Raw genomic sequence first — 14,852 nt, 5'->3', positions numbered from 1 at the left:
AATCAGTATGAGAAACGCCGTGAATACTTCCTTGTAGTCTCGGCGCTGGCATCCATGCCAGCGACGCTCTCATTCTAATGTTTCCTTACCCCAAAATTGTTGCAACGCGTACAACAATGGAATTTTTACTTATAAACCGGTGTTAACCAGTTCCATTTATCTTCGGTGGTACCGTTGAAAAGACCGAAGAACATATCTTGTACTTCTTTAGTGATTGGGCCACGGCCACCTGCGCCAACTTCGATGCCATCTACGCTGCGCACTGGTGTAACTTCAGCAGCCGTACCACACATAAAGATTTCGTCGGCTAGGTACATAGCTTCACGAGGAATGTTTTCTTCGCGAATCTCATAACCCAACTCTTTCAGTAAAGTGATACACGTATCACGAGTGATGCCAGGTAGAATTGCCGCCGTTTTTGGCGTTGTACTTACTACACCGTCGCGAATAACAAAGATGTTTTCGCCAGCACCTTCACTGATAAAGCCGTTAGTGTCTAAAGCAATACCTTCACCGTAACCATGGCGACGTGCTTCCATAGAGATAAGCTGAGAAGACAGGTAGTTACCACCTGCTTTAGCGCCAGTTGGCATAGTGTTAGCAGCTAAGCGGTTCCAAGAAGAAATACCGGCATCCACACCGTTTTTAAGGGCTTCTTCACCTAAGTAAGCGCCCCATTCAAAGGCGGCAATAGTCACTTCCGCTTCTGTGCCAAAAGGTACGGCTAGACCCATACCGATATCGCCGTAGTAAGCGATAGGGCGAATATAAGCTGATTTCAGATCATTTTTTGCGATGATATCTAGGGTCGCTTGATTGATTTCTTCCAGCGTGTAAGGAATCGTCATGCGATAGATTTTCGCTGAATCAAATAAACGGCGGTTGTGATCATTCAAACGAAATACGCAGGTGCCTTTGTCTGGGGTGTTGTATGCACGAACGCCCTCAAACACAGATGAACCATAGTGAATCGCATGTGTCATTACGTGAACAGTTGCTTCTTTCCACGGTTTTATTTCGCCGTTAAACCAAATGTAATCAGCAGGTTGCTTAGCCATGTAAAATCCTTCCAATTGTGGGTGAAAACCCCAAGCCGCCGTAGCGGAATATTAATACCGTGACAAATGATACATGACAGCCAGCAAGCGCCCAACTATCGCGCGTGACTGATAGTCAAAACGGACATAAAAATTTACAGCTAAATTTTTTCTGGCCAAGCATCAAAAGCGCATTTTGTGACAACAGTTTTCTCGCTGAAATTGTTCAGCACTGTGCTATCACCATCGGCATAGAAAGAATAGGCAACTGCTTCAATGCAGTTCTAAAAATGACAAGCAGCACGTAATCCATTGATTTACTGCTATAAAATGTAATGAAGTTCGATAATGAGCGTTGCAACACGAAGGCTGCTTAACTAACAGTTGGCCTGCTGTCAGTACTCTTGCGCAAAGAAATAGCACAAAACCATCTGCACAATCAAGTGATTTACCTCTCAATTGCGTCATCTAAAAAACTATTAATTGGTTCAGTAGTGGTCAATTCCTCCCTGCCGTAGAGTCCTTTTTTATTTGAGGAGCGCATCATGGGCACTGCCGTGATCAAAACCTTTGCAGGGCAGGGAGTAACGGCTTCTGAAATTCTGGTAGAAGTGCATTTAGCGAATGGTCTTCCCGGGTTTCAGCTGGTTGGAATGGCCGAAACCAGTGTTAAAGAAGCGCGAGAACGAGTGAGAAGTGCGCTGGTAAATAGTGGTTTTGAATTTCCAGCAAAGCGTATTACTGTCAACCTCGCTCCTGCAGATATTCCCAAATACGGTGGGCGATTTGATTTGCCCATAGCGGTTGGCATCATGGTGGCTGCAGGCTACATCAATGACAGTTGTCTGCAGAATCACAGCTTCATTGGAGAATTGAGTTTAAACGGAGAAGTTAGACCTATTACGGGTATTGTTCCGGTACTTATGGCTGCAGCGCATCAAGATTCTGCACTGGTATTCCCGGGGCAAAATGATGTAGAGGCTAGCATTGTATCAAACGCTAAGCGCCTTCCTTGTTTTGACCTCACCAGTATTTATCATCATCTGTCGGGTGAGCAGCCACTCAAACCCGGGCGCCCCATGCCGCAAAACACAGCGAATGAAAACCATCATCAATGGGACGATATAATAGGTCAGCACCAAGCAAAACGAGCGTTGATTATTGCTGCGGCAGGTGCACATAACCTATTGATGGTAGGCCCACCGGGTACAGGAAAAAGCTTACTCGCAGGTCGTATGCTCTCGTTGCTACCCAATATTTCAGAAAAAGACGCCCTCGAAGTAGCGTCCTTGCATTCCATAAAAGGTCTGCCGGTCCAGCACGATCGCTTTTTCAGGCCTCCATTTCGCTCTCCCCATCACACGTCGTCTGCGGTTTCGCTGACGGGAGGCGGCTCTCACCCAACGCCGGGAGAAATATCACTAGCCCATAATGGCGTCTTGTTTTTAGATGAGCTTCCAGAGTTTGGTCGTAAAGCCCTTGATGTGCTTAGAGAACCCTTAGAAACCGGTGATGTGAATATCGCCCGTGCTGCATCACACGTGTGCTATCCGGCGAAATTTCAACTAGTGGCAGCGATGAACCCAAGCCCTACGGGAGATATTGACGACAACAGAATGTCCCCCCAGCAACAACTGAACTATCTCAATCGGTTATCAGGGCCATTCCTCGACCGGATTGATATTCAAGTAGAAGTACCTAAACTTAAAGAGTTTGAGCTGAGTCATGGTACTACATCGTCAAAAGACTCTTTCGAATCAGCCCGCCTACAAGTGAATACCGCACGACAAATTCAACTAGATCGCCAAGGCAAGGTGAATGCCCACCTTTCTCCCAATGAGCTTGCCCATTTTTGTAACCCTACGCCCAAAGATCTGGCGTTTTTGCAATCCGCAGCAAAACACCTCAACCTGTCGATGCGAGTATTTCACCGCACACTCAAAGTTGCCAGAACTCTCGCGGATATAGCACAAGAGCCGCGAGTAAATCAGGTGCATATAGCAGAAGCACTGGGCTACAGAGCGTTAGACAACCTTATTCGTCAACTCACAGCAAGCTGAAGAAAGGCATCGATGAGAGGTTCTTTCTGCTTGTTCTGCAAGCAACACACACCCAATGAATAGGGCTCAATATCCTCCACCTGAACTTGTGTCACCAGCCCAGCCATACTTGAATGGTCGAGTACAACTTTGGGTACAAAGCCTACACCGCACTCTAACCCAACCATACTAACGATAGCCTCGTTACCACCTACCGATGCATACACATTGGGGCGTATGCCGTGTTCGGCGAACCAGTGGTACACTGTTCGACGGGTAGGACCGTGCTCCGGCATTATTACTTGGTGTTTTGTCCAATCGACTTGGTCTATTTGGGTCAAACGCCATTCTTTGGGGGCAATCAACAGCAGTGGCACGTTCGCAAGAGGCACAAAGTGCAAGTCAGTTGGGAAGTCAGGCGTGTGAATGGCCAACGACAAATCGCACTCATTGGATTTCACTTTGTTGATAGCGAGAGCAGGGTCACCTGTGACCAAGCGAATATCAACACCTGGGTGAGTTTGCCTGAAACGACGCAGCAAATCTGGCAGATGACTTTGGCTCGCGGTTACAGAGCAGAACAAACTAAGCTCCCCCTGTAAGGCTTCGCTATCTTCTTTTAAATCGACTTTGAGTTGTTGCCAGTCTTTCAGTGCATGCTTTGAAAAGGCGAGTAGCTTATGGCCACTGTGGGTTAACGCCACTTTGCGATTGTCCCGTTTAAACAAGGTACACCCGAGTTCATCCTCAAGTCGCTGAATTACGCGACTCAGGGTAGACGGAGACACATACATGGCCTGTGCAGTGTCGCCAAAATGTAGGCTTGTCGCTAGGTGTGTAAAGAGCTGTAGGCTTCTAAAATCCATGACGTTTCACATTTTGCAATATTATCTTGCAAATATATCATTTTTCAAAACAAAAGAAATGCTCTAGTCTTCTCATCAAGTCGTCATAGACGAGGTCATCAACGCCACGGTTGGACGTTGATAATGACGAAAATGAATGTTGTTCGGAAATTTTTATGGCTAACTATTTCAACACCCTTTCTCTTCGCCAGCAGTTAGATCAGCTTGGCCGCTGTCGCTTTATGGCAAGAGACGAATTCTCTGAGGGTTGCGACTTTTTAAAAGGCAAGAAGATCGTAATCGTAGGTTGTGGCGCACAAGGCCTTAACCAAGGTTTAAACATGCGTGATTCGGGTCTTGATGTTTCTTATGCATTGCGTCAAGCCGCAATTGATGAGAAACGAGACTCTTTTGTACGTGCTAGCGAAAACGGTTTTGCGGTAGGTACATACCAAGAGCTTATTGGCGACGCGGATTTGGTTTATAACCTAACGCCTGACAAGCAGCACGCAAGCGTTGTTGAAGCAGTGATGCCGCTAATGAAGCAAGGTGCAACGTTGAGCTACTCTCACGGTTTCAACATCGTAGAAGAAGGCCAGCAAATACGTAGCGACATCACTGTTGTTATGTGTGCACCTAAGAGCCCCGGCTCAGAAGTACGTGAAGAATATAAGCGTGGCTTTGGTGTTCCTACACTAATTGCTGTACACCCAGAAAACGACCCTGAGGGTAAAGGTTGGGATACTGCAAAGGCACTAGCTAGTGCAACTGGCGGTGACCGTGCGGGTGTTCTAGAGTCGTCTTTTGTTGCTGAAGTTAAGTCTGACTTAATGGGCGAGCAAACGATTCTTTGTGGTATGCAACAAGTTGCTGCCGTTCTAGCTTACGAGAAAATGCTAGAAGACGGCATTGATGCAGGGTATGCGGGTGCACTTATTCAGTACGGCCTTGAGGCGATTACTGAAGCACTTAAGATTGGTGGCGTAACCAATATGATGGACCGCCTATCTAACCCAGCAAAAGTTAAAGCGTTTGAACTGTCTGAACAGCTGACCGATTTACTTCGTCCACTGTTCGAGAAGCACCAAGATGACATCATCAGCGGTGAATTCTCTAAAACCATGATGGAAGACTGGGCAAATGGCGACGCTAACTTACTTAAGTGGCGCGAAGAGACTGGTGAAACTGGTTTTGAAAACGCACCTGCTTATGAAGGTGAGATTAGCGAACAAGAATTTTTCGACAACGGCATTTTGCTTGTTGCCATGATCAAATGTGGTGTTGAAGTAGCATTTGACGTAATGGTAGAGGCAGGCATTTTACCTGAGTCAGCGTATTACGAGTCACTACATGAGACTCCACTAATTTCTAACACTATCGCGCGTAAGCGTTTGTATGAAATGAACGTGGTTATCTCTGATACAGCGGAATACGGTAACTATTTATTCGCAAATGCGGCAATCCCGCTTATGCGTGAAAGCTTTATGCCTACCATCGATACTAGTGTTATCGGTAAAGGCTTAGACGCTGCTTCAAACCAAGTTGAGAATAAGCGCTTGGTAGAAGTGAACGAAGCAATTCGCTCACACGGCGTTGAGTCAGTAGGTAAAACCTTGCGTGGCTACATGACTGACATGAAGGCCATTATAGGTTAAGACAGTTTCTGTCGTTAGGTGCTTAACTAAGCCCTCTTGCCCGACCATTTTGGTCGGGCTTTTTTATGCCTGTAAATCAGTGCCCACTAGCCACACTATCTTTTTCTGCGTAGTGCATCAAAACACCAGCAATAGCAAAAAACACTACAAAGCCAATACCTATTGGATATAAATCGTCCTCTAAAAAACTGTCGATAAACAAAGCAATAGGTACGGAAAACAAACTAGACAGTGAGCCAATGATTGCAGCACCTACTCCAGCCATTTCACCGAGAGGTTGCATGGCTAAAGCATTCAAGTTTCCGAATAAAATACCAATAAAAAAGAAGCCAACAAAAAGCGTACAAACAGTTACCCAAAGGTTGGGAAGTCCATCGTTTGCGAACAAAAGCACCAGGAAGAAAATAGCAAACACCATGACGCCTTTAATAGCAACTCTACACAGCTTGTGCATGCCAAATTTCATCACCATTTTGCCATTAAAATAGGACGCTAAGCCGATAGAAAACGCTAGCGTGGCAAAAATAATTGGGAACAAATCACCTACGCCATAAAACCCTTGGAAGATAGTTTGAGACGCGCTCAAGTAAGCCAAAAAAGCGCCAAAAATAGCCGCCATAGAGAACGAATATCCCATCACAGAAATATGCGTCAAAATAAACTTACATGACGTCATCAGTGCAGGAAACGAAAATGGCTTACGTTTTTCTTTTGGTAAGGTCTCTTCTTGACGGCTGAAAAACCAAATAGCCGACATCAAAGCAACGATAAGAAATAGGGTAAAAATGTGAAACCACGAAAACATGATCATCACGGCTTGCCCTACGATAGGCGCGATCATGGGGACAAGAATAAACACCATCATGATAAATGACATGACCTTAGCCATGGCGTCACCCACATACAAATCACGAATAATAGCCATTGCTGCTATACGAGGGCCCGACACACCAAACGCCTGAACTACACGGCCAACCAACATAGTTTCGATGTTAGTGGCTAACATACAAATCACCGTACCAACAACGAATATACAGAGCCCCAAAAGCAATGCGGCGCGGCGCCCTTTACTGTCAGCATAGGGGCCAAAGAAGGGCTGACCGATAGCCATACCGAGAAAAAATAGCGTCACAATAAGGTGGGGTTGATGAGGATCAGAAACGTTTAAGGATGCACCAATTTGCTCAAGTGCAGGCAACATAGCATCAATACTCAGAGCAACTAGCGAAGTCATCGTCGCCATAAGTGCAACAAACTCAACCAATCCCAAACGGGGTTTTATGCGCACGTTGGCGCTTTCTGTATTCGACATGACCTTTAGCCTGAGTGACTTTATGAGGAAACACTGACCCGTGAGTCAGCAAAGAGGCGAGATGTTACCCTAGTTGTGATGAAAAATCCGACAATTAATAAAAATTGACGTTTCCAATGTGGAACAGAAAACGCGCACGATCATTTGAAGGTGCGCTAAGAAAGCCTTTTAATGAGACAGATACTCTTCTAAGAAGGCGTCCATTTCTTCAAACATTCGATGTCGGTTGCGCTGTATAGAAAGATAGTGATCTCCAGATTCAAGCTCCACATAAGTAAACACCTTATCAGCGTCGTCTAGTTCGTCTTCCATAATACGACTTTGCTGTACACGAACTACACGGTCCTCTTCACCGTGAATCAGCAGTATCGGGGTTTTAATTGGCTCTACGTTGTAATAGGGGGACCGAGATTTTAAATCCGAACGATCATCACCAATTTGTTGTTCTACAAGCTCGCCATTAAAAAACTTCCGGCTATGTATTACCAAGTGATTCAAGCTACTCACTCCAGCGAAACTCACAGCACATTTAAATAGGTCCGGCGTTTTTACCGTTGCCATAAGCGCAGCATACCCACCATAACTTGCTCCGACGATACACATCTTGTCTTGTTCAGCGTAGCCCTGTTCCACCATCCAATTAGCGGCGTCCGTGATATCGTCTTGCATTTGTAATCCCCAGGCCTGCATCTGGCTTTGTGCAAAAGAGAAACCGTAACCCTCTGAGCCTCTAAAATTAGGACGTAAAACTGCATAGCCTTTACTCGTAAAATATGATGTCCAATAGTCAAAACCATCATAGTCTCTTGAACCAGGGCCACCGTGAGGATGAATAATCGTTGGGAAAGGACCCTTGCCATTGGGAAGAGACAAGTAGCCTTGGATTTCCATCCCGTCTCTTGCCTTGTAGGTTATTAATCGATGAGGAACTAACGTATCGGGTTCAATACTAGGATACTGGTCAAAGATAAAGCTCAGTGAGCCATCATCTCTGTTGCCAAAATAATAACCACCTGGCAATACATCCGACTCTGTGTAAAGAATGTACTTTCTCTCGTCTTCGCTAAAACTCACAATGCTATTGGAAGTGTCGGGTAATGCCTCATCTAACCCATTCTCAAATGCTTCATATTCGTCATTCCAATAGTGACGACCATTATGAAAAATCCCAACTACATCTCGCGTCTTTGGCGAGTAAATCAAAGCGCCGTCAACATCATAATTATCATCAGACAAGACTTCAGTATGGGTATCCGTGTTTATATCTAAGGTATACAAAGCAAGAAAATCCCCTTTATACGCTCTGTAGTAAAGTACATTGGGATCTAACCCAAACCCTAACGGATAAAATCCTTTCTCAGTCATTGTGTTGTACTCATAGAGCACGCGCCATTCCTCTCCATCTTTAAGATACACTTGCCTTTCTCCGGTATCGTAATCAAGAGAAACACCCACCCTTAAATTACCCTGTTGATCGGTAATCCATTCCCTTATTTTTTTTCGACCTTTCTGAATACGTGTTGTTCTTGCCGTCTTTACGTTCACCTTAAATACTGAAGGCAAAGCTGGCACCTCCACATCAATGGACATTAATATGTGATCGGGATCATCGGGGAGCCAATCTATCACCCTATCCTGAAACTGAGGAACGTGATTTAAATCGTCTGACAATCTGCGTAATCGCCGCCAATTGATTAAGTTAAGTGGCTTTGCAGATTCATCGTCATAGTCCAACGCAAACAACCGTGTGTCATAGACTTTTGTATTACCGCGACGAGACTCGTACCTGGCGCTAACGACAATCCGCTCATTGCTAACCCAGCGAAACCAATTAATCTTAACCTTTTCATTGTCAGAGAAGAGCAAAGAGTAGGTTTTGCCCTTGTTTAAGTCGTACGTCATCAACAGCGACAAATCTTTGGGTTGAACAATGTTTCTTACGTAGACGACCTTACCGCCGTCTGGTGACAACCTTGGTCTTTGATAAGCGGGGAGGGCACTAAAAGCACGATAGTCAAAAGCAGACTCGCTTGCCACATCGGCAGAATGGCTAGATACTGAAAACATCGCAGCGAGCAGTGCGATGAATAAAACTGTCCCTGTTTTATACATTTATCGTCCTTTATAAATATAACATCTGAAAATCCATAATGACGCCATGCAGAACCAGTGTCAAACTCATGGTTGAACTATATCAGCTTATGTTTATCAAAAAGCTTTGTATCCAAATATGACTTAGCTATCGACGTTATCACACAATACTATACTATTACCGATACCCCCCAAACGGGCAGGACGATTAACCTTAGGAACTCACAGCGAAATGCGACGGGCTGCATTGCGTCTTCTTACTTTCATCGCTCTACATCTCTTATTTTTGCCGGCGATTGCTGCGGAAAAGTTAAGTTATGTCGTTCAAGGCGTGGATAACGAAGAAGTACGGAACAATATTGCATTACACTTAGCCAGTGTGGATATCACTGAAGACCAAATAGGTGATCCATTTTGGCAAGATGAGCTATCAAAAACCATTGAAAAAGCTGTGGAGCCCTATGGTTATTACAACAGTAAGACTGAATTTGAGCTAGATGGTCCCACAGAACTAGCGCTAACTGTCTCCCTAAACAGTCCTTTGCGTGTTGCCAATATCACCCGTGAAATTATCGGCGAGGGGAGACAAGATCCTGACTTTAAAGCCACATATGACGCCTTTCCTTTAAAAAAGGGCGATGTACTGCTGCAACCACGCTATTCAGCCTATAAAACCTCTATGTTCAACTACGCGTTAGAGCATGGCTACTTTGACTTTTTCTGGCAAGCTACCCGCCTCGACCTCGTCCGAGAAGATCGCGAGGCAAATATTCTACTGATTGCGCAAAGTGGTGCTCGTTATCAATTTGGAGAGCTGGTTATTGTGGGCGACGATAAAGCTTCCGACATTATCAATAGGCTAAGAAACTTTACCGCGGGCGAGCCATACAATGGCAACAGGTTGCGCGAATTTAATCGTATTCTCAATAAATCGGGCTATTTTGACCGCGTTATCGCCAGACCAGTTGTGAGCAACGCTGACGGCCTTTTAGTACCCATTGAAGTGTCGGTTACACACAAACCTAAAGACAAATTTGACGTGAGTTTAGGTGCTGCCACCGATACTGGAGCTCGTGTCCGTTTAGGCTGGGAAAGACCATGGGTAAATAGTAAAGGGCATTCCATTACCTCAGATATTTTTGTATCACAGCCTGAGCAAGCAGTATCCGTGGGCTACCGGATACCTATGAAAAATACCACCGATGACAGTGTGAAAATTGAGGGTGGCTATCAGTTTATTGATTATGCCAACACGGGATTTGAAAGCGAAACACTGTCTATAGCTGCCCATCGGTATTGGCGACCCGATAACTCCGAATGGCAACACGATGGTAGCATTACGCTGCTGCGAGAAACCTACGACCAAATACAGCTCACCAATAACACAACCTTATTGGCGATGCCTGGTTATGCAATTACTCATAAGCGAAAAGACGACGACCTGAATATCAATCAAGGGCATTACATCAATATGTTTGTGCAGGGAGGAAGCGCTGATCTTGGTTCAGATATAGACTTTTTCAGAGCGCAGGCATCCGCCCTGTATATCAATACCTATCATCAAGTTCACCGCATTAGCGTGCGAGGAACACTGGGCGCCTTGTACACCAATGATTTTGATAAAGTACCTGCGTCTCTTAGATTCTACGCAGGTGGTGACCAAAGCATTCGCGGCTTCGACTTTAGAGAAATATCTCCTATTGAGAACGTCCTCGACCCAAATACTGGAGAATCAATTTCAGCTTCTGTGGGCGGTAAATACTTGATGAATGCGAGTGTTGAATATACCTATGCTATTGCTGAACAATGGCGAATCGCACTATTTACCGACGCAGGTACCGCGAGTAATTCCATTGATACTGATTTGACCTTTAGTGTGGGCACAGGTGCGCATTGGATTTCCCCAATAGGTCCAGTAAGGCTTTACTTTGCAGTTGGTTTTCCACCCGATAACGGCAATACACGGCAATTCCATCTTATGCTGGGGCCTGAAATATGAAGCGCCGTATTGTTTCAATTGTATTGGTTGCGCCTATCGTGGTTGCTGCCATTGTATTCACATTACTCATCAGCCCAGCTGGGTCGAAATTTGCGGCATACATTGCCACTAGATTTACACCAAATCTCACTATTGAGGGTGCGAAAGGCGGGTTAATCGATACCATAAGCTTCGATAGTATTCAGTGGAAAAACGAAAGTTTGTCCATAAGCATTGAAGATATATCTCTGGATATCACATGGCCTAACTTGCGAGAGCCTCATCTATTTATCAATGATTTGTTGATAGAAAACGTTGCAATCGCCCAAATGGGTGAGAGTAGTGAAGACGCTCAACCAGAAGAACCAACAGAGCCCCTTTCGCTTCCAATTACACTGTCTTTAGTAGCACCAAAGATTAGTCATATTGCTTTAGACTTACCTCGATTTGGTATTCAACTCGATAAACTTTCCATCGACAACGCAAGCATCAAAGATGACCTGAACATCACGCAAATCAACTTGGGCAAATTGACTATCAATGAAAAGTCGTTAACTCATGCCGTGCAGCTACCGGATATCCCTACCTCTTACGCGCTAAGTTATACACCTCCAGTGCTGCCAGAGGTATCCACTCCACTGCCTATTGCAGTATATGGTGTGAACCTCAACGATATTGTGTACCTGTCAAAACTAGAGGGTGAGCAAAGATTCAGTGTATCGCTTGAAACATTAGAGTTTGCACAAAATACCATCGCCTTAAAGTCATTAGGTATTGAGCATGATAAAGGCCAGCTTGCAGGTGACATTGATGCTGAATTAAAAAATGAATTCATGTCGCAAGTCTCGTTGGATGCGAACTGGCAGTGGCTCGAACAAACCCAATCTGCCAGAGTGTTTTTACAAGGTCCACTCTCTAATTTAACGATAAACACGACCTTATCAGGTGCCTTTGACGGTGAGCTCACCGCACAAACCAATTTCTTAGACGCTAAGCTACCCATTTCACTCGATGCTAAGTGGCAACAACAAGGTATTGCTCAACAGTCTGACACGCCGGTAGCCATAGCCCCTGGCGTGCTATCTCTTAATGGTGAAATGGGCGACTACAGCTTAATCAGTAATGGCGACATCACACTGCCCTCAATCGGAAACGTTGCATTAGATATCGATGTCTCATTGAAAACAAAGTACGTGTACGTTAACCGGGTCAATGCTGGCTTGTTGGGTGGCGAGGTGATTAACACAGGAAGCTTGTACCTTGACGAGAGTCTGTTTTGGGATGGGCTTACTCAGTTGAATAACATAAACGCAAAAACCTTTTCAGAATATGCTCCGCAAACCATAAGTGGCAGTTTCTCTAGCTTGTTTCAACTATCTGACAAAGGCATCGATGCCAAGCTTTCTGAGATTAACTTTAGTGGGGAACTTAACAACCACCCCATGATAGCGACTGGAAATCTTGTGTATTCCAGTGTTAGTGATCTCGCAGTGGGCTCGTTAAACCTAGTACAAGAAGAGAACATTGTATCCTTGTCAGCACAGCTATTTAACAAGCGTCACCTGAATGCCACGTCATCACTCAACCTACCTCACTTGGCCCATCTTTATCCAAACGTTGAGGGTCGTCTTCGCGGCGATATTCAGGCCAGCGGGCCTTGGGAAAATCCCACAATAAAAGCTGAAATAAACATTGTAGATATGGACGTGTCAGAAGCGTTAGTTTCAACGAGCGCTGATTTAGGCTCCATTGATGGTAGCGTCATTTTTGAGGGCACATACGAGGATCACAAGCTAACTACAGACATTGCGCTCAAGGACTACTCGGTACAGGCCATTGCCCAAGGGGCATTGCTAAATGGAGATTGGGAAGGACAAGTATCAGAAAGCGAAATTGATATATTAGGGTCTCACTGGGCGTTAGTTGCTCCTTTTGATGTAAGCTTGAAAACTGCGGCTCAAGCATTTGACGTTACCTCTCATTGCTGGAGTAACGTCAACAGTGGTGAGCTATGTGCTGACCAATTGGGTTATTCAAGCAGTACTCTGTTATGGAAGTTACATGGCAGCCAGCTCCCGGCGGGTCAATGGCTATACAGTGCAGCACCAATGCACTTTGGAGAGCCGGCGAATACCTTGCTATCTTTTTCATCCGATGGAGAATTCACCGATCTCGACACAATGACTGCGGCATTTTCCACATCCTTGTCACCGGCAAAATGGCATTTAGGCGAGCAAGGTATCGTTGAACTCACCATAAACGAGTTCAAGACTGAAAGCCGGTTCAGCAGCGGCTTGCTAAATACTAGTATTTCGTTATCCACTCAAAATGCCGGTCGCGTAAATCTTGAATTAGCCGCTGACCCTTTCGATATGGAGTACCCTATCGAGGGGTACGCCGAAATTGAAGATTTGAACGTCGCGCCATTAAAGCCTCTGTTCAACTCGTTTCGGATCTTTACTGGTACACTGAATGGTGAAATGACAGTAACAGGGCAAGCATCTGCACCTTCGATTGCAGGGCAACTCGCCATATCCAATGGCGGTATTGCCATTCAAGACGCACCACTAACGTTAGAAAATTGGGAGCAACAGATACGACTCGAAAACCAGCGAGCAGAGTTAGAAGGTCAATTCGTTCTCGGTGGTGGACAGGGCGAATTAAATGGTGTCATTGATTGGTCTGACAATCCACTGGCTAATTTGTCATTAAAAGGCGAGGCATTTGAAGTGCTTCAACCCAATATGACACTGCGCCTATCACCAGATATCACCATAGTGTCAGATATTAATCGAACTGACATAAGCGGTCGCCTGGACATACCCTTTGCTCAGATTGAGATCGATACCTTACCTGAAAGTGCGGTGTCTCCTTCAAACGACGTTTACTTGCGTGGAGAAACCAAGGAGCCTAGCCCCTTAGATACTATCTTCGCCAATGTATCGGTAGGTGTAGACCCAAGCAAAAGCAGCAGTGTATCTATTAATGCTTTTGGCTTAACCGGACATTTGCACGGTTTAATCGACATTAAAACTCAGCCAGCACTTGTCGCTTACGGCGATTTACAAGTGTTAAATGGTGAATATAAAGCCTATGGACAGCAGTTACTGATTAACAAAGGGGAAGTGCAGTTTAATGGCCCGATAGAGAGCCCTTCACTGCTCATTGAAGCCATAAGAGACCCTGAAAAGACAGATAATAATGTGGTAGCGGGCGTGAGAATTGATGGCAATGCCTCTGCTCCCTACATTGAGCTGTTTTCTACACCATCAATGGACCAACAAAACGTATTGTCTTACCTGCTTACCGGACAGGGGCCAGACGGCACGAGTAGCGACCCTAATTACGCAGCGTTACTCTTAGGATTTGGGCTTTCAAATACCAAAGGGGTGACCAGCCAAATTGGTGATACGCTCGGTATTGATAGCTTACAGTTGGGCACTAATGAGTCTATGTTGTCGGTGACAGGGCAAATTAATGATCGCCTGTCTGTGCAATATAATGTTGACGTAGGTTTGAGCAACGACGATTCAAATAATGCCATACGACGTCGCCAGGTTCCTCCAGATCTCGCATTGAAATACAGCCTATACCCACAGTTATTTTTAGAGGCAGTGCAAAACACCATAGAAGAGCAAACTGAGTTTGCCGTCGACATCTACTATGAATTCTTCCGTCATGAAGACCCGGCTGCGGATTCAGAGGAAAACTAGAATACCTTTTTGGTATTTAGCTACTGCTGCATAGACTCAAAGCGCTTTAACCGTGACATAGCAAGTTGTTGACGACGATTGGCCCAACGATAAACAAACACCAAAACCACAGCAGTGAGCCCCATAAACACTGTAAACTTCATCATATGTTCGGTCGATGTCATCTCACCTTGGTGATATAG

9 protein-coding genes are annotated in these 14,852 nt (G+C 45.1%); 4 read left to right on the top strand and 5 right to left on the bottom strand.

The features are described from left to right. Window positions 1-125 precede the first annotated feature (125 nt). The gene (locus tag EYS00_RS00510; RefSeq protein ID WP_130634626.1) at window positions 126-1,058 is read right to left on the bottom strand and encodes a branched-chain amino acid transaminase; all 933 of its coding nucleotides are present in this window, start codon (window positions 1,056-1,058) and stop codon (window positions 126-128) included. A gap of 524 nt (window positions 1,059-1,582) precedes the next feature. Here EYS00_RS00510 and EYS00_RS00505 point away from each other — a divergent pair. Continuing rightward, window positions 1,583-3,097: a YifB family Mg chelatase-like AAA ATPase gene (locus EYS00_RS00505; RefSeq protein ID WP_130634625.1), complete on the top strand. Its 1,515-nt coding sequence runs from the start codon at window positions 1,583-1,585 to the stop codon at window positions 3,095-3,097. Here the strand turns inward: EYS00_RS00505 and ilvY are convergent. Then, a complete protein-coding gene (gene ilvY, locus EYS00_RS00500) occupies window positions 3,079-3,942 on the bottom strand; it encodes an HTH-type transcriptional activator IlvY (protein WP_130634624.1) in 864 nt (287 codons plus the stop codon). The genes EYS00_RS00505 and ilvY overlap by 19 nt on opposite strands. Window positions 3,943-4,097: 155 nt before the next feature. Here ilvY and ilvC point away from each other — a divergent pair, with 155 nt between their 5' ends. Beyond that, window positions 4,098-5,576 (top strand): ketol-acid reductoisomerase, encoded by a 1,479-nt coding sequence (gene ilvC / locus EYS00_RS00495; RefSeq protein WP_130634623.1) that lies wholly within the window; start codon window positions 4,098-4,100, stop codon window positions 5,574-5,576. Window positions 5,577-5,652: 76 nt separating this feature from the next. On the opposite strand, the gene EYS00_RS00490 is transcribed toward ilvC, so the two are convergent. Both EYS00_RS00490 and EYS00_RS00485 read right to left on the bottom strand, forming a co-directional pair. Then, complete coding sequence (locus EYS00_RS00490; protein ID WP_130634622.1) at window positions 5,653-6,888, bottom strand: multidrug effflux MFS transporter; 1,236 nt, start codon at window positions 6,886-6,888, stop codon at window positions 5,653-5,655. Between the two features lie 168 nt (window positions 6,889-7,056). Next, a complete protein-coding gene (locus EYS00_RS00485) occupies window positions 7,057-9,000 on the bottom strand; it encodes a S9 family peptidase (protein ID WP_130634621.1) in 1,944 nt (647 codons plus the stop codon). Between the two features lie 211 nt (window positions 9,001-9,211). Here EYS00_RS00485 and EYS00_RS00480 point away from each other — a divergent pair, with 211 nt between their 5' ends. Beyond that, complete coding sequence (locus EYS00_RS00480) at window positions 9,212-10,978, top strand: autotransporter assembly complex family protein (protein WP_130634620.1); 1,767 nt, start codon at window positions 9,212-9,214, stop codon at window positions 10,976-10,978. Continuing rightward, window positions 10,975-14,670 (top strand): translocation/assembly module TamB domain-containing protein, encoded by a 3,696-nt coding sequence (locus tag EYS00_RS00475; protein WP_130634619.1) that lies wholly within the window; start codon window positions 10,975-10,977, stop codon window positions 14,668-14,670. The genes EYS00_RS00480 and EYS00_RS00475 overlap by 4 nt, the downstream gene beginning before the upstream one ends. A gap of 20 nt (window positions 14,671-14,690) precedes the next feature. On the opposite strand, the gene EYS00_RS20470 is transcribed toward EYS00_RS00475, so the two are convergent. Beyond that, the gene (locus tag EYS00_RS20470) at window positions 14,691-14,834 is read right to left on the bottom strand and encodes a hypothetical protein (protein WP_165399272.1); all 144 of its coding nucleotides are present in this window, start codon (window positions 14,832-14,834) and stop codon (window positions 14,691-14,693) included. Window positions 14,835-14,852: the final 18 nt, after the last annotated feature.

The sequence above is a fragment of the Alteromonas sp. KUL49 genome, from assembly GCF_006538345.1.
GTDB lineage: Bacteria > Pseudomonadota > Gammaproteobacteria > Enterobacterales > Alteromonadaceae > Alteromonas.
This window is presented reverse-complemented; position numbering and strand designations above follow the sequence as displayed.

What these genes read in the sequence shown, in the direction of transcription:
- ilvY (WP_130634624.1), bottom strand. Translation starts at nt 3,942, where the DNA reads ATGGATTTTAGAAGCCTACAGCTCTTTACACACCTAGCGACAAGCCTA.
- ilvC (WP_130634623.1), top strand. Translation starts at nt 4,098, where the DNA reads ATGGCTAACTATTTCAACACCCTTTCTCTTCGCCAGCAGTTAGATCAG.
- EYS00_RS00505 (WP_130634625.1), top strand. Translation starts at nt 1,583, where the DNA reads ATGGGCACTGCCGTGATCAAAACCTTTGCAGGGCAGGGAGTAACGGCT.
- EYS00_RS20470 (WP_165399272.1), bottom strand. Translation starts at nt 14,834, where the DNA reads ATGACATCGACCGAACATATGATGAAGTTTACAGTGTTTATGGGGCTC.
- EYS00_RS00475 (WP_130634619.1), top strand. Translation starts at nt 10,975, where the DNA reads ATGAAGCGCCGTATTGTTTCAATTGTATTGGTTGCGCCTATCGTGGTT.
- EYS00_RS00510 (WP_130634626.1), bottom strand. Translation starts at nt 1,058, where the DNA reads ATGGCTAAGCAACCTGCTGATTACATTTGGTTTAACGGCGAAATAAAA.
- EYS00_RS00485 (WP_130634621.1), bottom strand. Translation starts at nt 9,000, where the DNA reads ATGTATAAAACAGGGACAGTTTTATTCATCGCACTGCTCGCTGCGATG.
- EYS00_RS00480 (WP_130634620.1), top strand. Translation starts at nt 9,212, where the DNA reads ATGCGACGGGCTGCATTGCGTCTTCTTACTTTCATCGCTCTACATCTC.
- EYS00_RS00490 (WP_130634622.1), bottom strand. Translation starts at nt 6,888, where the DNA reads ATGTCGAATACAGAAAGCGCCAACGTGCGCATAAAACCCCGTTTGGGA.